We start from the raw sequence: 25290 nt of genomic DNA on the forward strand, positions 1-25290 counted from the left end.
TCAGCCCTCGGCCCGGATGTGTTCGGCCAGCGCATCCATGCAGGAGTCCAGGCGTTGCTGGCAGCCGATGTCGGCCTCGGCCTGGGCGGTCAGCACGCGGCATTCGCCGAGCGCCAGCTTGTCGTCGGCGACCAGGCGCCAGGCGGCGGCGCGTTCGGGCGCCAGTTCGCGGATGCGCGCGCATTCCTCCGGGTTGAGGTGCAGGCGCACGTCCTGCTGATCGTCGGGCATGGCCGCCAGCGCCTCCTCGGCCAGCGACAGCAGCTGGGTGGGGTGCAGGGTCAGCTCGCAGCGAATCACCTGGCGGGAAACCTTCTGCACCAGCTCCAGCAGCTCCTCGCGACGGGCCTGATCGAAGGCGCGGCGGAATGCGGCGAATTCCTCGATCATCCGCTCCAGCGGCCGCCCGGCCTCGTCGAAGGCCTCGCGGCCCTTGGCCCGGCCTTCCTCGCGACCGATGGCGCGACCGTCCTCGACGCCGCGGGCGAAGCCCTCGCGATGACCGGCCTCGCGGCCCTGTTCGAGCCCTTCGCGGTAGCCCTTGTCGAGGCCTTCCTGGAAGCCGTCGGCCACCGCGCGCTGCAGCGCCGCGGCATCGACCGGGCCGGAGCCCGTTTCGGCCGGCGGGCGTACCCGGGGCGGGAAGCGAAACGCTCGCCACGGCCGGCCGTCGGCCTTGATCACCTTGACCGTCATCTCATTCCACCGTCTGTTCGCGGAACAGCTGCACCTGCAGCTCGCCGTCGGCGCTCATTTCGCGCACCACGGCCATGATGTCCTTGCGCACCTGCTCGACGCGCGACAGCGGCACCGGCCCCTGGCGGCGGCTGATCGACTCCATCTGCTGGGCCTGGCGCTTGGGCAGCGCGCCCTGGATGGCCTTGACCAGCTCCGGCTCGGCGCCCTTGAGCGCGACCACCCATTCCTCCAGCGGAATGGCCTCGAGCAGTGCCTGCAGCACGTCCTGGTTCTGCTTGGAGAGGATGAAGAAGTCGTACATCTCGTCCTCGATGCGCTCGACCAGCGTCTCGTCATGCGCGCGCAGCAGCTCGAACATCTGGTCGCGGTTGCCCTTGAAGCGATTCATGATGTCGGCCGCCTGCTTCACGCCGCGCACCTGCGAGCCCTGGGTGCTGAGCACCTTCAGGCTGCGGTCGATGAGCTGCTCGAGCTCGGCGATGACGTCGCTGTTGACCTCGCTGAGGTTGGCGATGCGGAACAGCAGCTCGTCCTGGCGCTCGGCCGGCATGCACTCGAGCACTTCGGTGGCCATGCCCGGCGGCAGGAAGGCCAGGAACACCGCCTGCATCTGCGCGTGTTCCTTGGCGATCAGCGCGGCGAACTGGCGCGGGTCGAGCCATTCGAGCTTGGCCATCTTGGCGCGGATTTCCTCGCCATAGATCGAGTCGAGCAGCGAACGGGTGATCTCGCCGCCGAGCGCGCGTGACAGCATGCCGGCCAGGTAGCCGCGGCTGGCGCCCTTGATGCTGCTCTGCTCCTTGTAGTCGTCGAAGAAGCGGCCGATGACCTCCGAGACCATCGGCTGCTTGACGTTGGACAGCCGCGCCATCGCCTGGCTGATGGCGATGATTTCCTCGCGCGAGAAGTTGCGCAGGATGCCGGCGGAGATCTCGTCGCCCATGCTCAGCATGAGGATGGCCGCCTGCTCCAGCGAGCTGACCGAACGCAGCTGCGCGTGCGGCTTGATGTCCTTGCCACCGTTAGCCGGCGGGGTTGAGGTCTCTTTCATTGCGGCCTATCCAATGCTTGATGACTTCCGAAACCCGCTCCGGGTCGTTCTTGGCGAGCATCTGCAGGTGCTCGATCTGCATCTCCAGGCCCGAGCCGGGCGCCGGCAGGCGGATCTCCGAGAGCGGGTTGAGCTCGCCGAAAATGGTCGCCGTGCCGCCCTCCAGGCGTGGCCCGGCCAGCGCCGGGCGCGCATCGCCGGCCAGGGCGGGCATCGCTGTCGGCGCCGCCAGTGTCGCCTCGGCCGCCGCATTCGGCGCAGGCTCGCCCTCGCGCCGGGTCAGGCTGCGGATCGCCGGGCGCACCACCAGCAGCAACAGCAGCAGGGCGACCAGGCCGGCGACGGCGATCTTGGCCAGCGCATGCACCTGGGGATTTTCCCACCAGGCCAGCGCCTGCCCGGCATCGCTCACCGCGGCGAAGGGCAGCACGCTGAGCGTGAGCAGGTCGCCGCGGCCGGCGTTGAAGCCCACCGCGCTCTTGACCATCGCCTCCAGCTCGGCGCGCGCCGCATCGCTCCAGCCGCCCTCCGGTGCAGCCTCGGCGTTGAGCACCACGGCCACGCTCTGCTGGCGCAGGGCGAAGCCGGCGTGCTTGACGTGCACCACGCTCTGGTCGTAATCGAGCTGGCGGGTCGATTCCTCGCGCAGCGAGGTCATGCCCTTGTTCTCGGTCGATGGCTGCTGCGCCTGCTCGCCCTCGGCCGCTGGCGGCACCGGCTTGTTGCTCAGCGAGCCGGGCACGCCGAGCGCCAGCTGGTCCAGCGCGCTCTCGTTGCTGAGCACCTCGCGGCGCAGGCGCGGCGTATCGCCGTAGGACTGGAAGGTCTCTTCCTTCTGGCTGAAGTCGATGTCGGCGGCGACGCTGATGCGGAAGTTGCCCGCCCCCAGCACCGGCGCCAGGACCTGCTCGATGTTGCCCGCGGCCTTCTGCTGGTAGTCCTCGACGGCCTGCCAGTTCTGCGCCGGCGCGCCGCTGACGTTCAGCCCGCGCGAGAGCAGCGCGCCGTACTGGTCGACCACGCTGACATCCTCGGCCTTGAGGTTCGGCACGCTGCCGGCGACCAGGTTGACGATCGCCGCGACCTGCTCGGCCTTCAGCGCCTGCCCCGGCTCGAGCTGCAGCATCACCGAGGCCTTGCCCGGCGCCCGGCGGCTGATCACGAAGGAGCTGTTTTCCTCCTGCGCCAGATGCACGCGGGCGTGCTGCACGCCCTTGAGCGCCATCACCGTGCGTGCCAGTTCGCCTTCCAGGCTGCGCTTCAAGCGCACGTCCTGCACGAACTGGCTGGTGCCCAGCGGCTCTTCCTTGTCGAACAGTTCATAGCCGGTCGGCAGGCTGACCTTCACCCCACGCGCGGCGAGCAGCATGCGCGCCTGGGCCAGCTGGTCCTCGCGCACCAGCACCTGGCCGCTCTGCGGATGCACCCGGTAGGCCAGCGCCTCGCCGTCGAGCACCTGCATCACCTCGGCGGCGGGAAAGGCTTCGCCGGCGCCATACAACGGGCGGTAGGAGGCATTGTCGCGCCACAGGTAGAAGACCACGGCGACAGCCGCGGCGGCGGCGAGCACGGCCATGCCGGCCAGCGTCACCCGTGGGTCGAGCTGCAGGCCGCCGGCGGGCAGGCGGCCCTTGATCTTGTCCAGCACGGCACGGCTCCCGGTCAAAGCGGCATTCTCATGACGTCATCGAACGCCGTGGTCAGCTTGTTGCGCACCTGCAGCAGGGCCGAGAACGACACGCTGGCCTTCTGGCTGTCGAGCATCGCGCCGACCAGATCGTCGCTCTCGCCGCGCTCGACCGCGGCCACCGCCGCACCGGCCTGGTGCTGCTGGGCATCGACGTTGCGCAGCGCCGCCTCGAAGGTCGCGCCCAGGCCGCTGGGTGGCGTCTGCGAGGCGCGCACCGTTTCGCTACCGGCCGCCTGCGCCAGCTGCTGCATCTGGCTCAGCAGCTGCTGCTGGACCTGCGTGATTGAAGTCATCGGTTGGTCTCCCCGGTCATCAGAAATTCAGCTCGATGCCCTGCTCGCGCATGGCATTGAGGCGATAGCGCAGGGCGCGCGAGGTCATCCCCAGGCTCGCCGCGGCCTTGGCCTTGTGGCCGTCGAAGCGGCGAATGGTGTCGATCACGTGCTGGTACTCGGCCCACTTGCCGCTGGCCTTCAGCGCCGCCTTGCCACCTTCGGCCGCCCCGGTCAGCTGGCGCTCCAGACGCGGCTCGACCGGGCCGGCGGCAGGTGCCAGGCCGAGATCGTGCGGCTGGATGAACAGGCCGTTGCGCAGCACCAGGGCGCGCTGGATGGTGTTCTCCAGTTCCCGCGCGTTGCCTGGCCAGTCGTGCTGCAGCAGGGCGCGGCAGGCGTCCTCGGTGAGCAGGTCGTCGCGCGCGTCCTGCGGCGCATAGCGGCGGATGAAGCGGCGCGCCAGTGGCAGCACGTCTTCCTTGCGCTCGCGCAGCGGGCTGATGTGCAGCGGCAGGACGTCGAGGCGGAACATCAGATCGGCACGGAAGCGCCCCTCGGCGACCTCCTGCTGCAGGTCGCGGTTGGTCGCGGCGATGATGCGCACGTCGAGGGCGATCTCGCGCCGCCCGCCGAGGCGCTCCACGCGCTGCTCCTGTAGCACGCGCAGCAGCTTGGCCTGCAGGCCCAGCGGCAGCTCGCCGATCTCGTCGAGCAGCAGGGTGCCGCCATTGGCCAGCTCGAACTTGCCCGGCTGCGCGCTGACCGCGCCGGTAAAGGCACCTTTCTCGTGACCGAACAGAATCGACTCGAGCATCTGCTCGGGAATCGCCGCGCAGTTCACCGCAATGAACGGTGCCTCGCTGCTGGCCGAGAAATCGTGGATGTAGCGTGCCATCAGCTCCTTGCCGGTGCCGGTCTCGCCAGTGATCAGCACCGGGGCGCGGCTGCCCGACACGCGCTGGGCCATCGCCAGCAGCCGGCGCCCGGCGCGCGAACCGGAAACAAAGCTCTCCTGCGCGGCGGCAGCGCAGGCCTGGCGCCGCAGCAGGGCGCCGAGCTGGCTCTCGCTGAACGGTGACAGCAGGTAGTCGACGCAACCGAGCTCCAGCAGCGTGGCGGCCTTTTCCTGGTCGGCGTACTCGACCACCGGCACGACGCTGATCTCGCCGGCGCGGCGCACCAGGCCATCGACCTTGGCATAGAGCGAAGCACTCGACAGGCCGCCGATGAACACGAAGACCAGTTCGATATCGCCCAGCCCGGTCTGCGCAAGTTGTTCGAAAGTTTCGCAGCCGCGAACTTCGCAATGCTCTTTCAACAATTGTTGATGAAGAAAACGGCAGCCGTGCTCGGCACTCTTGCCGATCACCATCACCTTCTTTCGTGCGGCCGATTGCTCGTAACGCTCGTCGTAGGAGTAGTTCATTGCCTGGCTACCACTGTTCACGTTTGCATACCGAGTGGGGGATTGCGCGGCCCGGTCAGGCGCACCATCGAAGTTTGAAAAAATATTTAAGCGATACGGAACTCTGGCCGTCTTTCCTGTCGAACAGGACGCACTCAGTGCTGGCGAGCCGGATAATTCCAATTCGGTGCGCGCACGTTAACGGGTGTCCCTGCCCTGCCGGCAATCAGTTGTGCTGAATTCTGCTCAGCCGCCTCACTGCGCCCTCAAAAAAGCTCATTTGATATCTCTTGATTTAACCCGCAACCGCGCTACGCCTAGACTCGCCGGCGTCTGGAGCAATGCGTGGAGGCGTTCGGCATTCCCCTCTCCGGGCGCTGCGAAAACGCACCATGTGCCATGCCCGGTGCGGCATGGGCCGGTCCCACGGAATCAGGAAAAGAACTTCACAACATGTCTGGCCAATCAAAAGTCCACCATGGCGTGCCGCCCCAGAGCCTGACCGTTTTGAAGCCGCACAAACTGGGCCGGCATCATCATCGTGTTCCGCAATTGATCAAGGAAACCACGCACAAGAATCCGCGCTTGATCGGCGATTACTTTCTGCGTCATTATCGAATCAATATTGAACTGGCCGATCTTCTGGTCGGTGAACTGGGCCAGCGAACGCCCGACTGCATTTATCGCTGCGCCCTGGGCAAAGTTGGTTTTACCATCGACCGTGAACTGCTGACCGAAGCCCTGGAATGTTATTACGGCGGCATTTCGGCGCCGCGTCAGGAAACCCCGCCGATCAGCAGTTCCGAACAGCGCATGCGCGACCGGCTGGGCCACGACGTCGCCGATATCTTCTTTCGCTCGTTGCTCGGCGGAGAGAGCTTCGGCGCGCTGGAGCGGTACCAGAACGATTACGAAGAGCGCGTCTGGGAATACGTCGCCGAGTACCAGTACCTGAGCCACCTGAGCGGTCGGCGTTCGTCGATCTTCATTTTTCTCGATGCGCAGCTGGTGGACGAACTCACCGATCGCCTCGCCGGGCCGAGCACGCCGCGGCTCGGCGGCAATCCGCTGGATCAGGTCAAGCACCTGCCGGTGCGCCTGGACTGCGTCATCGCGGCGACCCAGATGCCGCTGGCGCAGGCACTGGAGCTGGCACCCGGCGACGTGCTGCTGCTGCGCCCGCTGGATCGCTACGAGGTGCGCATCAACGGCGAGAAGCTCTACCGCGGCGCCATCTTCGAGGAAGACGGCGCCCTGTTCCTCACTTCACTGGAAAGCGTGAACGCCCAATGAACGGTCAACTGTCGGACAACGAATTCGAGAACCTGCTGAACGAGGGCGACCTGAGCCTGGAAGCCGCCGAAGAGCCGGCAGTCGAGGCACCCGCGCAGCCGGCGCGCCCGGACCTGAGCTTCTTCGGCAAGATTCCGGTGAATGTCACCCTGGAGGTGGCCTCGGCGGAGATCTCGCTCAAGGAGCTGATGGAAGTCGATACCAGCAGCGTCATCGTGCTCGACAAGCTCGCCGGCGAACCGCTGGACGTGAAGGTCAACGGCACCCCGTTCGCCAAGGCCGAGGTGGTGGTGATGAACGGCAACTACGGGCTGCGCATCCTCGAGCTGTCCGGCGCCGGCCTCGAATCGCTCGCGTCCTGACCATGCCCTCGCTGCTGCGCGCGCTCGGCACGCTGCTCCTGGCGCTGCTCCCGCTGACCGCTCACGGGGCGGGTGGCGAGATCACCCTGTTCAGCCTGAACGACACCGAGACCGGCCAGGACTTCTCGGTGAAGGTGCAGATCCTCATCCTCATGACCTTGCTGGGCTTTCTCCCGGCGATGCTGATGATGATGACCTGCTTTACCCGCTTCATCATCGTGCTGGCCATCCTGCGCCAGGCCATCGGCCTGCAGCAGAGCCCGCCGAACCAGGTGCTGATCGGCATCGCGCTGATCGTCACCCTGCTGGTGATGCGCCCGGTCTGGCAGGAAATCCACGCCCAGGCCTATACGCCGTTCCAGCACGACGAACTGACCCTCGAGCAGGCACTCGACTCGGCCAAGGGCACGCTGTCGGGCTTCATGCTGGCGCAGACCAACCAGACCTCGCTGCAGACCATGGTCTCGCTGGCCGGCGAGGAACTGCCCGAAGACCTCGCCGAGCTGGACTTCTCGCTGCTGCTGCCGGCGTTCGTGCTGAGTGAGCTGAAGACTGCGTTTCAGCTGGGGTTCATGATCTTCCTACCGTTTCTGGTGATCGACCTGGTGGTCGCCAGCGTGCTGATGGCGATGGGCATGATGATGCTCTCGCCGATGATGATTTCGCTGCCGTTCAAGCTAATGGTGTTCGTGCTGGTCGATGGCTGGGCGCTGTTGATGGGGACGCTGACCACCAGCGTTCAGCCGTTCTAGGTGATGGGAATGTTGGCACCCGCCTGGCCCGCGCCCACCTGCGTAGGGTGGAAAACCGCGAAGCGTTTTCCACCTTGTTTGGTTTCGTCACGTGTTTCGGTGCATGACGCGGCGCTTTCCTCGGCCCAACCGACAGGTTGCGCCTCTCACGGCGCGTCACTTTTTCTTGTCTGGCCAAGAAAAAGTAACCAAAAAGAAGGCCACCCCTGCATCCGGGTCTGGCCGCTGTGCGACCAGACTTCCCTCACTCCGGCGTTGCTCCGAGGGCACGTCACGAAGGGACGTCCCTGTCCCTTCGTGACTCGCTCGGCGTCCATGCCTCGCGTCCCCCTGCGCAACGCCTGCGTTCGGCCTCCTGAAGGGGATTCCGGTCCGAGTTGGCTGAAGGAGCAGCGGCTGGCTTCGCTTTGCTCTTCCATGCACGCCCCAACAGGCGACATCACCCTTCCCCTTGCAGACGGCCGAGTGGAGCCAGCGCGCAGGGGGACGAGCGGCATGGATGCCGCGAGAGGACTAGGCGTCCCCGCGATAAAGGGCCAGGGATGGCCCTTGTACGCCGGCCCCCGGAGTGTTGGCGGAAGGAGGGAAGTCCGGAAGCGAAGCTCCCGGACCCGGATGAAGGGGCGCGCTTTCTTTTGCTTACTTTTCTTTGCGCCGGGCGGCGATCCGCGTGCAAAGAAAAGTGAGGCGCCGTACAAGGCGCAACCGGTAGCCCCCGCCGGGGAAAGCGCAACGCCAGACACGAGCGTGCGCGCCTCCATTGGTGGAAAACGCTTTGCGGTTTTCCACCCTACGTTTCTGCCTGTCCAGGCACAAAAAAGTGAAACGCCGTGCGAGGCGCAACCAGTAGCCCGTGCGAAGGAAAGCGCCGCGCCGGACATAAACCTACACGCCACCGGTGGTGGAAAACGCTGCGCGGTTTTCCACCCTACGCAAGCGAGTGCGGACCAAACGCCCACCGCCAAGGTGCCCCGATGCTGACCCCCGACACCGCCGTCCACCTCGTCTCCAACGCCATCCACGTGATCGTGCTGGTGGTCTGCGTGCTGGTCGTGCCGAGCCTGCTCGGTGGCCTGCTGATCAGCATTTTCCAGGCCGCCACGCAGATCAACGAACAGATGCTGAGCTTTCTGCCGCGCCTGCTGATCACCCTCGGCATGCTGATCTTCGCCGGGCACTGGATCCTCGGCACGCTCAGCGATCTGTTCGTCGAGACCTTCCGCCAGGCCGGGCGGCTGGTGGGCTGAGATGGCCGGCGAGCCGTTGATCAACCTCGGCCAGACGCTGCAGGGCCTGCAGGCGTACTGGTGGCCGTTCTGCCGGATCATGGCGGTGTTCGGCCTGGCGCCGCTGTTCAGCCACAAGGCGATTTCGGTGCGCGTGCGCGTGTTGCTGGCGCTGGCCTTGACCCTGGCGCTTGGCGCGGCGCTGCCGGCGCCACCGCGGCTCGACCCGCTGTCGATGGCGGGCCTGCTGGTGGCGTTCGAGCAGGTTGCCATGGGCCTGCTGCTGGGGCTGGCGCTGCTGTTGGTGTTCACCGTGTTCACCCTGATCGGCGATGTGGTATCGACCCAGCTCGGCCTGTCGATGGCGGTACTCAATGACCCGATGAACGGGGTGTCGTCCTCGTCGATCATCTACCAGCTGTATTTCATCCTGCTGGCGCTGCTGTTCTTCGCCATCGACGGCCACCTGGTCACGGTGAGCATCCTCTACCAGAGTTTCGTCTACTGGCCGGTCGGCAGCGGCGTGCACTGGCAGGGCCTGCAGACGATCGCCTGGTCGCTCGGCTGGGTGCTCTCGGCGGCTCTGCTGATCGCCCTGCCGCTGGTGTTCTGCATGACGTTGGTGCAGTTCTGCTTTGGCCTGCTCAACCGTATCTCGCCGGCGATGAACCTGTTCTCGCTCGGCTTTCCGATGGCCATTCTGGCCGGCCTGACGCTGATCTACCTGACCCTGCCAAACCTCGCCGAGGCCTATCTGCACCTGACCCGCGAGCTGCTCGACAAGCTCGGCGTGCTGCTACGGAGCGGCGGGCATGTCTGAGCAGAACAGCACCCAGGACAAGACCGAGGAGGCGTCCGAGCAGAAGCTGCGCAAGAGCCGCGAGCAGGGCCAGGTCGCGCGCTCCAAGGACGTCGCCACCACGGTGTCGCTGCTCGCCACGCTGCTCGCGCTGAAGTTCGCCGTCGGCCTGTTCATGGACGGCATCGAACAGAGCTTTCGCCTGAGCCTGGCCAGCGAGCAGCGTGGCCCGCTCGGCGAGCGTGACCTGGCATTGCTGCTCCAGCACAACCTGTTGCTGTTCGTCTGGGTGCTGCTGCCGCTGCTGGTCACGCCGCTGCTGGTGGTGGCCTTCGGCCTGGTGCCCGGCGGCTGGGTGTTCGCGGCAAAGAACTTCAGCCCCAACTTCGGCAAGCTCAACCCGCTGGCCGGCCTCAAGCGCATGGTCGGTGCGCAGAACTGGAGCGAACTGGCCAAGTCGCTGCTGAAGATCGCCACGCTGCTCGGCGTGGCGCTGTGTCAGCTGCATTTCGCTGCGCCGCGGCTGATCGCCCTGCAGCGCAGCGACATCAGCACGGCCATCGGCGGGGCCTTCTCGCTGACCTTCGACCTGGCCGTCAGCCTGCTGCTGGTGTTCCTGCTGTTCTCGCTGATCGACATCCCGCTGCAGCGCTTCTTCTTTCTCAAGAAGATGCGCATGACCAAGCAGGAGCGCAAGGAAGAGCACAAGAACCAGGAAGGCCGCCCGGAAGTGAAGGCGCGCATCCGCCAGTTGCAGCGCCAGCTCGCCCAGCGCCAGGTGGCCAAGGTGATCAAGGATGCCGATGTGGTGATCGTCAATCCGACGCACTACGCCGTGGCGCTGCGTTACGACCGCAAGAAGGCCGAGGCGCCCTTCGTCATCGCCCGCGGCGTCGACGAGATGGCCCTGTACATCCGCAAGCTGGCCCAGGGCCAGGGGCTGGAAGTGCTCGAGGTGCCGCCGCTGGCGCGTGCCGTGTACTTCAGCACCCAGGTCAATCAGCAGATCCCGGCGCCGCTCTACACCGCGGTGGCGCACGTGCTGACCTACATCCTCCAGCTCAAGGCCTGGCGTGAAGGCCGCCGCCGCGCACGCCCGGAGCTGGCGCGCAACCTCGACATTCCCGAAGCCCTGTTCAACCGAGCCTGACCATGAACCTGATGCAGCAACTCTCGTCCACCCTGCGCAGCGGCCGCATCGGCATCCCGGTGCTGATCCTGTCGATCCTGGCGATGATCATCCTGCCGCTGCCGCCGCAGCTGCTGGACATCCTGTTCACCTTCAACATCGCCATGGCGGTGCTGGTGCTGCTGGTCAGCCTGTCGTCGAAGAGCCCGCTGGACTTCTCGCTGTTCCCCACGGTGATCCTCATCACCACGCTGATGCGGCTGTGCCTGAACGTCGCCTCGACCCGCGTGGTGCTGCTCGAGGGCCACAGCGGCAGCGGCGCGGCAGGCAAGGTGATCGAGGCCTTCGGCGAGGTGGTGATCGGCGGCAACTTCATCGTCGGCCTGGTGGTGTTCGTGATCCTGATGATCATCAACTTCATCGTCATCACCAAGGGCGGCGAGCGCATCTCGGAAGTCACCGCGCGCTTCACCCTCGACGCCCTGCCGGGCAAGCAGATGGCGATCGACGCCGACCTCAACGCCGGCCTGGTGACTCAGGAGCAGGCCAAGGCGCGGCGCCAGGAAGTGGCCAAGGAGGCCGACTTCTACGGCGCCATGGACGGCGCCTCGAAGTTCGTCCGCGGCGATGCCATCGCCGGCATCCTGATCCTCTTCATCAACCTGTTCGGCGGCTTTGCCATCGGTGTCTTCGTGCATGGCCTGGACGCCGGCGACGCCTTTCGCCAGTACGCCCTGCTGACCATCGGCGACGGCCTGGTGGCGCAGATTCCGGCGCTGCTGCTGGCCACCGCGGCGGCGATCATCGTCACCCGCATCAACGAATCGAGCGACATCACCAGCCAGGTGCGCCGCCAGCTGCTGGCCAACCCCTCGACGCTCTACACCGTGGCCGGCGTGCTGTTCATCATCGGCCTGGTGCCGGGCATGCCGCACCTGGCGTTCATCGGCTTCGCCGCGCTGGTGGCCTTTGTCGGCTGGCGCGTCTCGCGCGACGCGCCGCCCGCCGAGGCGGCCGACCTCAGCGAGATCCAGGCGCTCGGCCAGGCGATGGACAAGGAGCGTGCGCAGGCCCTGGCCTGGAACGACATTCCGCTGGTCGAGCGGCTCTCGGTGTCGCTCGGCTACAAGCTCGTCGGGCTGGTCAACGAAGCGTCCGGCGCGCCGCTGACCGCCCGCGTGCGTGGCGTGCGCCAGACGCTTTCCGAGCACCTGGGCTTTCTTCTGCCGGAGGTGCAGATCCGCGACAGCCTGCGGCTTAAGGCCTCGCAGTACGACATCTACATCAACGGCGAGAAGATCGACGGCGCCGAGCTGCACGCCGACCGGCTGATGGCGATTCCCTCGCCGGAGTTGTACGGCGAGATCGACGGCATTCTCGGCACCGACCCGGCCTACCGCATGCAGGTGGTGTGGATCCAGCCGGGCGACAAGTCGCGCGCGCTGAACCTCGGCTACCAGGTGATCGACTGCGCCAGCGTCATCGCCACGCACCTGAACAAGGTGATCCGCGAACACCTGCCGGACCTGTTCAAGCATGACGACGTCGAGCACCTGATGCAGCGCCTGGCGCTGCAGGCGCCGCGGCTGGCCGACAGCCTCAAGGGCGCGCTGAGCCACACCCAGCAGCTGCGCGTGTACCGCCAGCTGCTGCAGGAAGAGGTGCCGCTGCGCGACATCGAGACCATCGCCAGTACCCTGCTCGAGTGCAGCGAGAGCACCAAGGACCCGGTGCTGCTGGCCGCCGACGTGCGCTTCGCGCTGCGTCGCAGCATTGTCGCCATGGTCGCCGGCGACCGCCGCGAGCTGGGCGTGTTCGTGCTGGAGAACGCACTGGAGAACACCCTGCTAAATGCCCTGGCGATCGCCCAGCAGGCCGGCCCGGTGAGCCTGGACAACATCCCGGTGGAGCCGAGCCTGCTCAACCAGCTGCAGAACAGCATGCCGGTGGTGAAGGAAAAGCTGCGCAAGGAAGGCCAGCCGCCGATCCTCACCGTGATGCCGCAGCTGCGCCCGCTGCTGGCGCGCTACGCACGGGTGTTCAGCCCGGGCCTGCACGTCCTGTCGCAGAACGAGATCCCCGACCGGGTCGGAGTGAACATCCTCGGTACGCTGGGCTGAGGCGGCTCAGCCGCGCGTCCGTCGCGGCGACTGGGCGGCGACCAGTTCGGTGAACGCCGGCGCCGGCTGCTCGAGCGAGAAGCCCATCTCGAACAGGCCGCGGCGCAGGCTGCGCTTGGCCCACTGGCAGACCATGGTCACCTCGATCTCGCGGACCCGGCCGTTGTGCTGCGGCACATGCAGCACCATCTCGTAGCGCCGGCCAACCTCCAGCGCGGCGCCGGCGATCAGGCGCAGGCCGCCCAGCGAGATGTCGCCGGTATCGCCAAGCGGCGTACCCTGCAGGCGGTCGGTGACCTTGATGCGTGAATCGGGGCGGAAGCTGATACGGCTGTGCTGGCGCATGTCCCTGTGCTCTGTCTGGTTGCCCTGGCGGCGCCGGCTGGTACGGCGCACGGTTTCTTACCGACAGAAGGCGACCGCCCTCCCTGGCGGCTTAAGCCGGCTCAGCGCTCGGGTGTGCCCGGACGGCGCTCCTGGTGCAGCGCTTCCTCGTCGCTGACCTCGTCGGCCATTCCCGGCGGCACGTTGTAGGCGCCGCCCGGCACGTCGTATTCGGTACCACCGGAGACCTCGCCGTTGGTGATGCTGGTTTCCGGGTCCTGCTCGCTGGGGCCCGGCGTCTGGTTGATCGATTCGATGCTCTCTCGCCCGCGCTCGCTGACGAAGATCGTTCGTTCGCTGACCATCATGATGTGCCATCTCCTCGCTGTGCGCCGGCGACCTGCCGGCCCGAGTGTTTAGGCGGACGGCGCATGCCGAAGTTGCACGCCATCCGGCGGCTGACGTGAACCAAACCGCCAGCCCCCGGCCAAAACCTGAACAAGAGTCCGGTCGATACGCACATGCAACTGACTTCTACCTGCCTGCCCGGCGCTGTCTCGCCAGCGCCTTCCAGCCCCGCGACAGAGTCCAGGGCGCTGTACTTCGCGCTGCTCGAAAGCGAGGCGGAGGAACCTGCGCGCGCGGCGGCTGCCGCTTATCTGGAAAGCCGTCTCGAAGCGGCGGCCGGGTTGCCTTGCGACCTGCCGGAATCGCTCGCCGAGCTGGATGCCTGGCTCGAAGCGCACACGGCCGAGGTCGGCCGTCGCTACCGCAGCTACCTCGATGAACGGCGCGCCGGCGCGCCACGGCGCTATTTCGGCGGCAAGGCCCACGCGCTGCATTTCCTGCGCGGCGTGGCGCCGACCAAGCTGGTCGATGGCGCCTGGCTGTACGGGCTGCTGCAGCGCTGGGACGATCCGCGCTTCACCCTGCTGATCCAGACCTACCTCGAAGAACTGGGCGAGGGCCAGCCGGACAAGAACCACGTGGTGCTCTACCGCAAGCTGCTGGCGAGCCAGGGCTGCGACGACTGGCAGAGCCTCGACGACGAGCACTTCGTCCAGGGCGCGATCCAGCTGGCGCTGGGCTGCAACGCCGAGCGCTTCCTGCCCGAGGTGATCGGCTTCAACCTGGGCTACGAGCAGCTGCCGCTGCACCTGTTGATCACCAGTTACGAGCTGACCGAGCTGAGCATCGACCCCTACTACTTCACCCTGCACGTCACCGTCGACAACGCCGACAACGGCCATGCGCGCAAGGCGCTCGAAGGGCTGCGCGCGGCGCTGCCGCAGGTCGGCGACCGCGACGCGTTCATGCGGCGCGTGCGCAATGGCTACCGCCTCAACGAGCTGGGGGCCAGCACGCTGTCGGTGATCGACGGCTTCGATATCGAGCAGGAAGTCCAGCGGGTGCTGGAAAAGAAGGCGGCGGTCGGCCAGTTCGTGCACTCGGATTACTGCCGCTTCGACGGGCGCACGGTCAACCAGTGGCTGGCCGAGCCCGGGGCGGTCGGCGATTTTCTCGCCACGCTGGAGCGACGCGGCTGGATCCGCCGCCATCAGGACCCGCAGGACAGCCGCTTCTGGCAGCTGATCGCCGGTGAGCAGGCGCCGATGTTCGGTGTTTTCAGCCAGCATGAGCAGCAGCTGATCCATGACTGGATCGCCGGGGGCTCGCTCGCGCAGGCGCCGGCGGCGCCCGGCCAGCGGCCGGCCCAGCGCCAGGCCCTTTTCAACAGCCGGCGCCGGGTAGCTGCCGAGCGGCCGGCCGGGCCGGTCGCGGCGCGGCCCGAGGGCGGCGACTTCGATGCCGAAGCCGAGCTGCTCGAGCAACAACTGGCACAGCTGCCCAGCCGCGAGGCGCGCCTGCGCCACCTGCTGCCATTGCTCGCGCCGACCCGTCATCACCATACCGCGGGCCTTCTGGCCACGCGGCTGTTCAGCGGGCTGTTCAACTGACATCGCAGGGAAACCAGATGACCACGCACACGGCGCAGGAACGCGCATTGCTCGCCCTGGCCCGTTCGCTCGACGAGCGCGGCTATCACTTCATCACCCCGACGCCGCTGACCCACGCCCGGGTCAACGAGCGCCCGGAAAACCGCATGGCCGAGGACCTGGCCGGGGTGTTCGGCTGGAACCGGCCGTTTCACGCCGACCTGCTGCCGCCGGCGCTGTTCAGCCTGATGGACCAGGCGGAGCTGCTCGAACCCAGCGGCTCGGGCTGGCGCAGCCGGCTGCGCTTCTCGCGTCTGGACGGCCAGCTGTTCGCGCATTCGGCATTTCCCACCGAGGCCGCCGACGCGGTGTTCTTCGGCCCGGATACCTATCGCTTCGCCAACGCTATCCGCTGCCACCTGGACAACCACCGCGGTGAGATCCGCCGTGCGGTGGATATCGGTTGCGGATCGGGCGCCGGTGCCGTGCTGGTCGCGCTGGCACGGCCGCAGGCCGAGGTGCTGGCGGTGGACATCAATCCGGCGGCGCTGCGCCTGACCCGGCTGAATGCCGCCCTGGCCGGCGCCGAAAACCTCCAGGCGCTGCACAGCGACCTGCTCGGCGAGACGGTGGGCGCCTTCGACCTGATCCTGGCCAACCCGCCTTACCTGGTCGATCCCGGCGAGCGCACCTATCGCCACGGCGGCGGCCCGCTCGGCGCAGGGCTGTCGTTGGCGATCGTCGATGCGGCGCTGGCGCGCCTGGCGCCGGGCGGCACCCTGCTGCTGTACACCGGCGTGGCGATGCTCGATAACGCCGACCCCTTCCTCGCCGCGGTGCGCGAGCGCCTCGAGGGTCGCGATTTCAGCTGGCGCTACCGGGAAATGGACCCGGACGTGTTCGGTGAGGAACTGCTGGAGGGCGCCTACACGGCTTGCGATCGCATCGCTGCAGTCGTGCTGGAGGTCACCCGCCCGCTGGCCGATGGATAGGTCCACGGGCCTCAACCCCCTCGCCTGACCCCACCACCGCCCGCGTGGATGGCTTCGGCCATCCACCCAGCGGTTGGCAGGTGGCGTAGGGTGATAACGCCGCAGGCTTATCCACGTGTCCCTGCCCGGCACACATCACCACCGCCCGCGTGGATGGCTTCGGCCATCCACCCTACGGTTGGCAGGCGGCGTAGGGTGGATAACGCCGCCAGGCTTATCCACGCGTACCGACCCAGCACCAGCGCCCAGGGCCTGCCCTCGCACCGGGTGGATGGCTTCGGCCATCCACCCTGCGGTTGGCAGGTGGCGTAGGGTGGATAACGCCGCAGGCTTATCCACGCGTACCGATCCGGCACACAGCGCCCGGGCCAGCCCTCGCACCGCGTGGATGGCTTCGGCCATCCACCCTGCGGTTGGCACGCGGCGTAGGGTGGATAACGCCGCCAGGCTTATCCACGCGTCCCTGCCCGGCACACAGCGCCCAGGGGCGGCCCTCGCAACGCGTGGATGGCTTCGGCCATCCACCCTACGGTTGGCAGGCGGCGTAGGGTGGATAACGCCGCCAGGCTTATCCACGCGTACCGACCCAGCACCAGCGCCCAGGGCCGGCCCTCGCACCGCGTGGATGGCTTCGGCCATCCACCCTACGGTCTGCAGGTGGCGTAGGGTGGATAACGCCGCAGGCTTATCCACGCGGCCTGGCACAGCAGTCGCGTCAGACCGGCAGCAGCACCAGGCAGAGCGAGAGGGTGACCAGCGAGCCGAGCGTCGAATACAGGACCACGCGAGACACCCGTGAACCCTCGCGGCCGTACAGTTCGGCGAGCATGTAGGGCCCGGTACCGGTGGGCAGCGCGCTGAGCAGCAGCGCGGAGTGGACCCAGACCGGCTCCAGCTCGAACACCTCGGCCGCCAGATACCAGGTCAGCAGCGGCTGGACCAGCAGCTTCAGCGCGACCAGCGGCCAGACGCCGGTCACCTCGCCGCGTGCCGGCTGGGTGTGGGCAAGGAACAGCCCCAGGGAAACCAGCGCACAGGGCGCCGCCGCAGCGCCGAGCAGGTCGAGCAGGGTGCGCAGGCCGGCCGGCAGTTCGAGCCCGCCGGCCGCCCAGGCGATGCCCAGCAGCGGGGCGATCACCAGAGGGTTGCGCAGCAGCGCCGAGCTGACCTTGCGCAGCGTCGCGCCCAGGCCCTGGCCGGCATGCAGGCCGGTCTCGACGCAGGCCAGGGCAATGGCGAAGAGCACGCAGACGACCACCAGCGTGGCGACCAGCGCCGGTTGCAGCGCGGCCTCGCCGAGGATCAGCAGGCACAGCGGAAAGCCGATGTAGCCGGTATTGGCATAGGCCGCGCCAAGGGCGTCGAGGCTGGCGTCGACCAGCGGTTGTTGCTGCAGGCGGCGGTAGAGCAGGGTGAAGGCGAACACGCCAAGGCAGCCTGCGCTGAAGGCGGCGACGAAACCTGGCTGCCAGACCGCGGCCCAGTGCGAAGTGGCGGTGATCTTGAACAGCAGCGCCGGCAGGCCGAGCCAGACCACGAAACGGTTGAGTTCGGAGGCGGCGGTCGGCCCCAGGCGGCCACTGCGTCGGCACAGGTAGCCGAGCAGGATCATGGCGAAGACGGGCAGAACGACGTTGACGACCGAGGACATGAGGACTCATCTGCAGGCTTTGTCAGCGAACGCCGGACAAAGCGGCGGAACGGGCCGGCCACTCGGGCCGGCCGGCCACCTTAGCAAAGTTCGCCTGCCGGGCGAGTGCCGGCTTCGCTCAGCGGCCCGGGCCGATCAGCTCGGGCAGGCGCTCGGCGAGCCGCTCGACTTTCAGCGGGGCGCGAATGAAGCCGCGCTGGCGACCATCCGGGCCGATGATGACCAGGTTGCCGCTGTGGTCGACGGTGTAGTTCTCGCGGGTGGTGTCGCCGGGAATGTAGGGAATGCCGACGCCGTTGGCGAGCGTCTGGATGTCGTCCGGCGCGCCGGTCAGGCCGAGGAAGTTGGCGTTGAAATAGTCGAGGTACTGCTTGAGCTGCGCCGGCGTGTCGCGCGCCGGATCGACGCTGACCAGTACCATGCGCAGCGCTTCGCGGGTCGGCTCGGGCAACTGGCCGCGCAGCTGGCGCAACTCGGCGAGCGTCGCCGGGCAGATGTCCGGGCAATAGGTGTAGCCGAAGAACAGCAGCGTCCAGCCGCCCTCGAAGCGATCGACCGCCACCTGCTCGCCGTCCTGGCTGGTCAGGGTCACCGCCGGCACCTCGCGCGGCGTCGGCAGCAACACGATGCCGGCGTCGAGCAGCGCCGCCGGGTCGGCCTGACGTTCGCTGTTGAGCACCTTCGACACCGTCAGCCCGACGACCAGCGCGACCAGCGCGACGAGGATGAAGACGGTTTTCTGGATGCGGGTCATCGATGCTCCTGCGATGGCTAGACGTTGAGCAGCAGATAATGGTCGACGAGCAGGGCGATGAACAGCGCGAACAGGTACCAGATGCTGAATTTGAAGGTGCGAATCGCCGCATGTGGCCGGCTGTCGCGGTACAGCGCGATCGCCCAGTAGAGAAAGCGCGCACCGAGCACGGCGGCGGCCGCCAGGTACAGCGGGCCGCTCATGTGGATGACGTAGGGCATGAAGCTGACCGCCAGCAGCACCGCCGTGTAGAGCAGGATGTGCACCTTGGTGTAGTGCACGCCATGGGTCACCGGCAGCATCGGAATGTTGACCTTGGCGTACTCGGCCTTGCGGTGGATGGCCAGCGCCCAGAAGTGCGGCGGCGTCCAGGCGAAGATGATCAGCACCAGCAGCAGCGGTTCGGCACTGATCTGCCCGGTCACCGCGACCCAGCCGAGCAGCGGCGGCGCGGCGCCGGCCAGCCCGCCGATGACGATGTTCTGCGGCGTCGCGCGCTTGAGAAAGCCGGTATAGATCACCGCGTAGCCGATCAGCGAGGCCAGCGTCAGCCAGGCGGCGAGGGCGTTGGTAAAGGTCAGCAGCAGGGCTAGCCCGCTGACGCCGAGAACGAAGGCGAAGGTCAGTGCCGCCGCCGGCGAGACCCGGCCTTCGGCCAGTGGCCGCTTGTGCGTGCGGGCCATCACCGAATCGATCTGCCGGTCCACCACATGGTTCACCGCCGCCGCGCCGCCGGCACACAGGGCGATACCGAGGTTGCCGAACAGCAGCACCGTCCAGGGCACCCCGGCGCGGGTGGCGAGAAACATGCCGACCAGCGAGGTGATCAGCATCAGCACCACCACCTTCGGCTTGGTCAGCTCCAGGTAGTCGCGCCAGCCGGCCTGGCCGCGGCGAACGCTGAGTAGAGTGGCCATGGAGGTCTCCTTCTGATCAGGCACCGGGCAGCTCGAGCCGGCCGGTGCGGGGTGGGAGCGGGGAGTCGCTGGCACTCGCCGGCTGGAGCAGGCGAGCCGGGCGCAGCCGGTAGTTGATCGTTACCAGCACCAGCAGCAGCAGCGCGCCGCCGCCGTTGTGCGCCACGGCCACGGCCAGCGGCAGGCTCAGCAGGACATTGGCGATGCCGAGGCCGAGCTGCAGCGTCAGCGCACCGAGCAGGAGGGCCGCCAGCCGGCCGAAGCCGTGTCGGTAGAGCTGCCAGGCCAGCGCCAGCAGTGCCAGCGCCACCGTCAGCGCGCCGAGCCGATGGCCGACATGAATGGCGGTGCGCGCCTCGCCGTAGAGCAGGCCACCGAGGTAGTTGGGGCCGATCTCGTGGTGGGTCAGGTCATAGGCGCGGGCAAAATCCATCGCAGGCCACCACTGGCCATGGCAGGTGGGAAAATCGATGCAGGCCACCGCTGCGTAGTTGCTGCTGACCCAGCCCCCCAGGGCGATCTGTAGAACCACCAGAGCCAGCGCGGCGCCGGCAAACGCGCGCAGCCGTGCCGGCACGCCAGCCAGCGCCGGCCAGCGGTCGGCCAGGCGCAGGCACAGCAGCAACAACAGGCTCAGCGTGGTGAACCCCCCCAGCAGATGCGCCGTGACCACCTGCGGCCAGAGCTGCAGGGTCACCGTCCACATGCCGAACAGCGCCTGGGCGATGACCACGGCGAGCAGCACCAGCGGCAGCTTCAGCGGTTGGCCCGGTTGCCCGCGGCGGCGCAGCGCCTGCAGCGCCAGGGCGAGAATCAGCAGGCCCAGCCCGCCGGCGAAATAGCGGTGGACCATCTCGTTCCAGCCTTTCTCGACCTCCAGCGGCGCCGCCGGGAAGCGCTCGGCGGCCAGCGCCTGTTGCGCCTCGCTCATCGGCACCGCGAGAAAGCCGTAACAGCCCGGCCAGTCCGGGCAGCCGAGCCCGGCGTGGGTCAGCCGGGTATAGGCGCCCAGCAGCACCACGACCCCGGCCAGCAGGGTGGCGAGCAGCGCGAGGCGGAATCCGGGGCGGGCCATCGATTGCTCCTTGTGTTGGGCACGTCTGTTGTGGGACTTCAGCGAAACGCCTGAGTGCCACGCTCAGCCGATCTGCGACGACTTGAGCAGGTGTCGCAGGTCCTCGAGGATCGCCTTGCCGTTGGCCTCGCTGCCGTAGCGCAGGACCAGGTTGCCGTGCGGGTCGACGATCCAGAGCTGGGCACCGGCAGGCAGCTCGCCGTTGCTGCGGTAAGTGGCCGGGTCCAGCGGATAGCGGGCGAGTTGCGGATATTCGGCGCGCAGCTGGGCCTCGTAGGCGGCATCCAGGCTGCCGGCGCTGGCCAGCGCATGGCCGGCACGCGTGGCATCGCGCGCCAGGCCGATGTGGATCTGCCGGGCCAGGTAGACCAGCCGCCGGCAGCTTTGCGCGCAGCCATCGGGGGCCGTCACCAGGAGCTCCCAGCGATGCGTGGCGGCCGCACTGACCCCAAGGGCCGCACGATCACGGCCGTCGGCGACAAGCACGCCGTCATAGTTGCGGCTGTCCGGCACCCAGAAGCCGAAGCGGTACATCGCCGAGGCCAGCAGCATCGGCAGCAGCACGATGGCCAGGATCAGCAGCAGTTGCAGACGGCCGCGACCGCGGCGCGGGGCTTCGGCTGGAAAGGAGGCGAGCCTGTTCATGCGGGACTCCTGCGTGCCTGATGCACGCCGAAATAGATGAAGAGTGCGAGCAGCGCGGCGGCCAGGGCGAACCACTGCACCGCATAGCCCAGGTGCTGTTGCGGACTCATGCTGGTCACCGGCCAGTCCGCGCGATAGGCCGCCGGGCCGGGTTCCAGGCGCAGTTCGCGGTCGACGCCCTGACGCTCCAGCAGCGCCCAGAGTTCGTCGGGCGCGACATGGTTGATCAGCCGTGGCCAGCCTTCGGACATCCAGCGATTGAGGATGAACGGTTCGCGCGAGGGCGCGTACACCCAGGCGGCCAGCTTCAGTGGCTGCTCCGGGGTATCGAATTGCGGGGGCACGCGGCGGTCCGGCCAGGGGATCCAGCCGCGGTTGAGCAGCACCCAGCGCCCGCTCGGCTCGTCGAAGAAGGGCTGCAGCAGCTCGACGCCGACCTGGCCGTCGCGGGTACGGTTGTCGAGCAGAAAGCTGTGCTCGGCGTCGAAGCGGCCCTGCAGCCAGACCCGGCTGTAGGCCGGGTCGTCGAGCAGGTCGATGCGCTCGACGGCGACCGGCGCGGCTTGCTGGCGGGCGGCCTGACGCTCGAGCAGCTCGCGCTTCTGTTCGCTGCGCTCGAGCTGCCAGAAGCCCAGCCAGACCAGCGTCGGCAGCAGCGCGAGCACCAGCAGGCTCGGTAGCAGGCCGGGGCGGAAGCGGCTCATGGCCTGCTCCGCCGGCTGTGGATTCGGCTGGCTATACTGCACCCCCATCACCCCTGTCGTGGATCGGCTCATGCTCAAGGCGGCGATCGTTCTGTCGTTAGTAGCCACAGTGGTCAGCTTGTTCAGCGGCCTGTTCTTTCTTGTTCGCGACGAGGGCCGCTCCTCGCGGGTGCTCGTCTCCCTCACCGTGCGCGTGGCGCTCAGCGCCGTGACCCTCGCGCTGATCGCCTGGGGCTTCTGGTCCGGCCAGCTGACGCCGGGGTTCGGCTGACCGCCTCAGAGCACGTAGACGAAGACGAACAGCCCGATCCACACCACATCGACGAAGTGCCAGTACCAGGCGCCCGCCTCGAAGCCGAAGTGGTGCTCGGCATCGAAGTGCCCGCGCAGGATGCGGATGAACATCACCGTGAGAATGATCGTGCCCATGGTCACGTGGGCGCCGTGAAACCCGGTGAGCATGAAGAAGGTTGCGCCGTAGATGCCCGAGCCGAGCGTCAGGCCGAGCTCGTTGTAGGCGTGCACGTATTCCTCGGCCTGCAGGGTGAGGAAGGCGGCACCGAGCAGGATGGTCACGCCCAGGCCGAGCTTCAGCTTGCTGCGGTCACCCTTGCGCAGCGCATGGTGCGCCCAGGTCAGGGTGAAGCTGGAGCTGACCAGCAGGATGGTGTTGACCAGCGGCAGGCCCCAGGGGCTGATGGTGCCTTCGGGCGCCGGGTAGAGCTTCGGGTCCGGGTTGTTCAGCAGCGGCCAGCTGTATTCGAAATTCGGCCAGAGCATCGCGCTGACGCCCTTGTCGCCCTCGCCGTCCAGCCAGGGGCCGACCCAGTAGCGGATGTAGAACAGCGCGCCGAAGAAGGCGAGAAAGAACATCACCTCCGAGAAGATGAACCAGCTCATGCCCCAGCGGAACGAGCGGTCCATCTGGGCGCTGTAGAGCCCGGCGCGGCTTTCCTTCACCACCGAGCCGAACCAGCCGAACATCATGTAGGCAATCAGCAGGGCGCCGACGAAAAAGATCAGCGGCCCGCTGGATTCGGCGCGTTCGGCCTTGAGGTCGTTGAACCAGGTGCCGAGGCCGAAGAAGGTCACCAGCAAGGCTACGGTGGCGATGATCGGCCACTTGCTCTGGGCCGGGACGTAGTACTGCTCGTGCGTGCTCTGGTGGCTCATTGCAGACGCTCCTTGGCTGAAGTCGCGTCGTGGACGGCGACCGGAGGCTGGCGGGAGGTGATGTCGAACAGCGTGTAGGCGAGGGTCAGGTGGCGGATGTCGGCCGGCAGGTCGCGATCGACGATGAAGCGCACCGGCATCTCGATGCGCTCGCCGGGCTGCAGTACCTGCTGGGTGAAGCAGAAGCACTCGGTCTTGTGAAAGTAGGCCGCGGCCCGCGACGGCGACACGCTGGGGATCGCCTGCGCGGTCATCGGCTTGTCGGTCGGGTTGTAGGCGATGAAGCGCATCTCGCGGTTGGCGCCGGGGTTCACCTCGAGCTGGTCGGCCAGCGGCTGGAACTCCCAGACCATTCCGGCGGCATTGGTGGCGAGGAACTGCACGCGCACCTGGCGCGCCTCGTCGGCCATCTGCGCGCCGCTGTAGGCGCCGGCGGTCTTGCCGTTGATGCCGAACGCCTTGCACATCACGTCGTAGATCGGCACCAGGGCGAAGCCAAAGGCGAACATCACCGCCACCAGCAGCAGTAGCCGGCGGACCAGGCGGGCGGTGGGCATTTCAGCGCTCATGGGCGCGGCCTCGGCAGGCGCCGGGAGCGCGGCGCGCCGGCGCTGTTGTGGTGGCCTGCCCAGCCCGCGCCGCCGGGAGCGCCCGGTAGCGCAGCCTTCATGCCGTTCATGGCGTCAGCTCCCCGCCGGTGCCCTTGCGGTGTTCATGCACCTCGTTGAGGTCCGGCGGCGTCTGGAAGGTGTGATAGGGCGCCGGTGAGGGCACGCTCCATTCCAGCCCCTCGGCACCGTCCCAGGGCTTGGCCGGCGCCGGGACGCCGCCGCGGATGCACTTGATGACGATGAACAGAAACAACAGCTGCGTGGCGCCGAACAGGAAGGCGCCGATACTCGAGATCATGTTGAAGTTGGCGAACATCATGTTGTAGTCCGGGATGCGCCGCGGCATGCCGGCCAGGCCGACGAAGTGCATCGGGAAGAACGCCATGTTCATGCCGATGAAGCTCAGCCAGAAATGCAGCCTGGCCAGGGTCTCGTCGTACATGTGCCCGGTCCACTTCGGCAGCCAGAAGTAGGCCGAGGCGAAGATGCCGAAGATCGCCCCCGGCACCAGCACGTAGTGGAAGTGGGCCACCACGAAGTAGGTGTCGTGGTACTGGAAGTCGGCCGGGGCGATCGCCAGCATCAGCCCGGAAAAGCCGCCGATGGTGAACAGGATGACAAAGGCCACGGCGAACAGCATCGGCGCCTCGAAGGTCAGCGAGCCGCGCCACATGGTCGACACCCAGTTGAACACCTTCACCCCGGTCGGCACGGCGATGAGCATGGTCGCGTACATGAAGAACAGCTCGCCGGTCACCGGGATGCCGACGGTGAACATGTGGTGCGACCAGACGATGAAGGAGAGAAAGGCGATGGCGCCGGTGGCGTAGACCATCGAGGTGTAGCCGAACAGCGGTTTGCGGCTGAACGCCGGGATGATCGAGCTGACCGCGCCGAACGCCGGCAGGATCATGATGTACACCTCGGGGTGGCCGAAGAACCAGAACACGTGCTGGAACAGCACCGGGTCGCCACCGCCGGCGGCGCTGAAGAAGCTGGTGCCGAAGTGGATGTCCATCAGCATCATGGTCACCACGCCGGCCAGTACCGGCATCACCGCGATGAGCAGGAAGGCGGTGATCAGCCAGGTCCAGACGAACAGCGGCATCTTCATCAGCGTCATGCCGGGTGCGCGCAGGTTGAGCACGGTGGCGATGACGTTGATCGCGCCCATGATCGAGCTGATGCCCATCAGGTGGATGGCGAAGATGAAAAAGGTCACCGATTCCGGCGCGTAGGTCGTCGACAGCGGCGCGTAGAAGGTCCAGCCGAAGTTCGGCCCGCCGCCCTCCATGAACAGCGTGCTGACCAGCAGGCCGAAGGCCGCCGGCAGCAGCCAGAAGCTGAAGTTGTTCATCCGCGGCAGGGCCATGTCCGGCGCGCCGATCATCAGCGGGATCATCCAGTTGGCCAGGCCGACGAACGCCGGCATCACCGCGCCGAAGACCATGATCAGGCCGTGCATGGTGGTCATCTGATTGAAGAATTCCGGCTGCACGATCTGCAGGCCCGGCTGGAACAGCTCGGCGCGAATCACCATGGCCATCGAGCCGCCGAGCAGAAAGGCGCAGAAGCTGAACCACAGGTACATCGAGCCGATGTCCTTGTGGTTGGTGGTCAGCAGCCAGCGCGAGAGCCCCTTGGCCGGGCCGTGGTGGTGGTCATGCGCGGCATGCCCATGATCGTCGATCACTGCACTCATCAGC

The 25290-nt window shown here is 67.3% G+C and carries 26 protein-coding genes; 10 read left to right on the forward strand and 16 right to left on the reverse strand.

The genetic code is table 11. The features are described 5' to 3' along the window. The 5 genes from fliH to AC0KXH_RS00515 are packed head-to-tail and all read right to left on the reverse strand — an operon-like array spanning window position 1 to window position 5141. A complete protein-coding gene (gene fliH, locus AC0KXH_RS00495; protein WP_488223961.1) occupies window positions 1-696 on the reverse strand; it encodes a flagellar assembly protein FliH in 696 nt (231 codons plus the stop codon). 1 nt (window position 697) lies between these two features. After that, on the reverse strand, window positions 698-1750 hold the full coding sequence (locus AC0KXH_RS00500) for a FliG C-terminal domain-containing protein (protein ID WP_061337863.1): 1053 nt from the start codon (window positions 1748-1750) through the stop codon (window positions 698-700). Then, window positions 1722-3398 (reverse strand): flagellar basal-body MS-ring/collar protein FliF, encoded by a 1677-nt coding sequence (gene fliF, locus AC0KXH_RS00505; protein ID WP_061337875.1) that lies wholly within the window; start codon window positions 3396-3398, stop codon window positions 1722-1724. Before fliF ends, AC0KXH_RS00500 begins: the two co-directional genes overlap by 29 nt. A 14-nt stretch (window positions 3399-3412) precedes the next feature. After that, window positions 3413-3733 carry a flagellar hook-basal body complex protein FliE gene (gene fliE / locus AC0KXH_RS00510; protein ID WP_488223962.1) on the reverse strand — a complete coding sequence of 107 codons (321 nt, stop codon included), beginning with the start codon at window positions 3731-3733 and terminating at the stop codon, window positions 3413-3415. Between the two features lie 19 nt (window positions 3734-3752). Beyond that, on the reverse strand, window positions 3753-5141 hold the full coding sequence (locus AC0KXH_RS00515; RefSeq protein WP_488223963.1) for a sigma-54 interaction domain-containing protein: 1389 nt from the start codon (window positions 5139-5141) through the stop codon (window positions 3753-3755). A gap of 432 nt (window positions 5142-5573) precedes the next feature. On the opposite strand from AC0KXH_RS00515, the gene AC0KXH_RS00520 reads away from it, so the two are divergent. The 7 genes from AC0KXH_RS00520 to AC0KXH_RS00550 all read left to right on the forward strand — a co-directional run bounded on the left by AC0KXH_RS00520 (window position 5574) and on the right by AC0KXH_RS00550 (window position 12801). After that, window positions 5574-6413 (forward strand): FliM/FliN family flagellar motor switch protein, encoded by an 840-nt coding sequence (locus AC0KXH_RS00520; RefSeq protein ID WP_488224630.1) that lies wholly within the window; start codon window positions 5574-5576, stop codon window positions 6411-6413. After that, complete coding sequence (gene fliN / locus AC0KXH_RS00525) at window positions 6410-6775, forward strand: flagellar motor switch protein FliN (protein WP_061337871.1); 366 nt, start codon at window positions 6410-6412, stop codon at window positions 6773-6775. Before AC0KXH_RS00520 ends, fliN begins: the two co-directional genes overlap by 4 nt. Window positions 6776-6777: 2 nt before the next feature. After that, on the forward strand, window positions 6778-7527 hold the full coding sequence (gene fliP / locus AC0KXH_RS00530; protein ID WP_200627238.1) for a flagellar type III secretion system pore protein FliP: 750 nt from the start codon (window positions 6778-6780) through the stop codon (window positions 7525-7527). A 974-nt stretch (window positions 7528-8501) separates the two neighbouring features. Beyond that, window positions 8502-8774 carry a flagellar biosynthetic protein FliQ gene (locus AC0KXH_RS00535; protein WP_061338269.1) on the forward strand — a complete coding sequence of 91 codons (273 nt, stop codon included), beginning with the start codon at window positions 8502-8504 and terminating at the stop codon, window positions 8772-8774. A gap of 1 nt (window position 8775) precedes the next feature. Continuing rightward, window positions 8776-9573: a flagellar biosynthetic protein FliR gene (gene fliR, locus AC0KXH_RS00540; protein WP_061338268.1), complete on the forward strand. Its 798-nt coding sequence runs from the start codon at window positions 8776-8778 to the stop codon at window positions 9571-9573. Beyond that, window positions 9566-10702 carry a flagellar biosynthesis protein FlhB gene (flhB, locus tag AC0KXH_RS00545; RefSeq protein WP_488223964.1) on the forward strand — a complete coding sequence of 379 codons (1137 nt, stop codon included), beginning with the start codon at window positions 9566-9568 and terminating at the stop codon, window positions 10700-10702. The genes fliR and flhB overlap by 8 nt, the downstream gene beginning before the upstream one ends. A 2-nt stretch (window positions 10703-10704) precedes the next feature. Continuing rightward, window positions 10705-12801 (forward strand): flagellar biosynthesis protein FlhA, encoded by a 2097-nt coding sequence (locus tag AC0KXH_RS00550; RefSeq protein ID WP_061338266.1) that lies wholly within the window; start codon window positions 10705-10707, stop codon window positions 12799-12801. Between the two features lie 6 nt (window positions 12802-12807). On the opposite strand, the gene AC0KXH_RS00555 is transcribed toward AC0KXH_RS00550, so the two are convergent. Next, the gene (locus AC0KXH_RS00555; protein WP_312381795.1) at window positions 12808-13146 is read right to left on the reverse strand and encodes a PilZ domain-containing protein; all 339 of its coding nucleotides are present in this window, start codon (window positions 13144-13146) and stop codon (window positions 12808-12810) included. 101 nt (window positions 13147-13247) lie between these two features. Further along, a complete protein-coding gene (locus AC0KXH_RS00560) occupies window positions 13248-13493 on the reverse strand; it encodes a hypothetical protein (RefSeq protein WP_234458449.1) in 246 nt (81 codons plus the stop codon). Between the two features lie 153 nt (window positions 13494-13646). On the opposite strand from AC0KXH_RS00560, the gene AC0KXH_RS00565 reads away from it, so the two are divergent. After that, window positions 13647-15083, forward strand: a complete 1437-nt coding sequence (locus AC0KXH_RS00565; protein WP_488223965.1) for an iron-containing redox enzyme family protein — start codon at window positions 13647-13649, stop codon at window positions 15081-15083. 17 nt (window positions 15084-15100) lie between these two features. Beyond that, the gene (locus AC0KXH_RS00570; RefSeq protein WP_043217757.1) at window positions 15101-16054 is read left to right on the forward strand and encodes a methyltransferase; all 954 of its coding nucleotides are present in this window, start codon (window positions 15101-15103) and stop codon (window positions 16052-16054) included. Between the two features lie 715 nt (window positions 16055-16769). Here AC0KXH_RS00570 and AC0KXH_RS00575 read toward each other — a convergent pair. The 6 genes from AC0KXH_RS00575 to AC0KXH_RS00600 form a co-directional block, all read right to left on the reverse strand. Continuing rightward, window positions 16770-17705, reverse strand: coding sequence for an AEC family transporter (locus tag AC0KXH_RS00575; RefSeq protein WP_043217758.1), 936 nt, complete (start codon window positions 17703-17705; stop codon window positions 16770-16772). A gap of 118 nt (window positions 17706-17823) precedes the next feature. Beyond that, on the reverse strand, window positions 17824-18459 hold the full coding sequence (locus tag AC0KXH_RS00580; protein WP_041109163.1) for an SCO family protein: 636 nt from the start codon (window positions 18457-18459) through the stop codon (window positions 17824-17826). Between the two features lie 17 nt (window positions 18460-18476). Then, on the reverse strand, window positions 18477-19376 hold the full coding sequence (cyoE, locus tag AC0KXH_RS00585; RefSeq protein WP_041109161.1) for a heme o synthase: 900 nt from the start codon (window positions 19374-19376) through the stop codon (window positions 18477-18479). A 16-nt stretch (window positions 19377-19392) separates the two neighbouring features. Further along, window positions 19393-20451, reverse strand: coding sequence for a COX15/CtaA family protein (locus tag AC0KXH_RS00590; RefSeq protein WP_488223966.1), 1059 nt, complete (start codon window positions 20449-20451; stop codon window positions 19393-19395). 63 nt (window positions 20452-20514) lie between these two features. Next, window positions 20515-21096: a hypothetical protein gene (locus AC0KXH_RS00595; RefSeq protein ID WP_428744611.1), complete on the reverse strand. Its 582-nt coding sequence runs from the start codon at window positions 21094-21096 to the stop codon at window positions 20515-20517. Next, entirely contained in the window at window positions 21093-21800 is a 708-nt protein-coding gene (locus AC0KXH_RS00600; protein WP_041109277.1) for an SURF1 family protein, read from the reverse strand. The genes AC0KXH_RS00595 and AC0KXH_RS00600 overlap by 4 nt, the downstream gene beginning before the upstream one ends. Window positions 21801-21870: 70 nt before the next feature. Here AC0KXH_RS00600 and AC0KXH_RS00605 point away from each other — a divergent pair, with 70 nt between their 5' ends. Further along, complete coding sequence (locus tag AC0KXH_RS00605) at window positions 21871-22071, forward strand: twin transmembrane helix small protein (protein WP_061340029.1); 201 nt, start codon at window positions 21871-21873, stop codon at window positions 22069-22071. Window positions 22072-22076: 5 nt separating this feature from the next. Here the strand turns inward: AC0KXH_RS00605 and AC0KXH_RS00610 are convergent, their stop codons facing one another. The 3 genes from AC0KXH_RS00610 to ctaD form a co-directional block, all read right to left on the reverse strand. After that, window positions 22077-22973: a cytochrome c oxidase subunit 3 gene (locus tag AC0KXH_RS00610; protein ID WP_041109154.1), complete on the reverse strand. Its 897-nt coding sequence runs from the start codon at window positions 22971-22973 to the stop codon at window positions 22077-22079. Next, window positions 22970-23542, reverse strand: coding sequence for a cytochrome c oxidase assembly protein (locus tag AC0KXH_RS00615; protein ID WP_041109153.1), 573 nt, complete (start codon window positions 23540-23542; stop codon window positions 22970-22972). Before AC0KXH_RS00615 ends, AC0KXH_RS00610 begins: the two co-directional genes overlap by 4 nt. A 106-nt stretch (window positions 23543-23648) precedes the next feature. Beyond that, a complete protein-coding gene (ctaD, locus tag AC0KXH_RS00620; protein ID WP_165562354.1) occupies window positions 23649-25286 on the reverse strand; it encodes a cytochrome c oxidase subunit I in 1638 nt (545 codons plus the stop codon). Window positions 25287-25290: the final 4 nt, after the last annotated feature.

The sequence above is a fragment of the Stutzerimonas sp. CXK-1 genome, assembly GCF_057738225.1.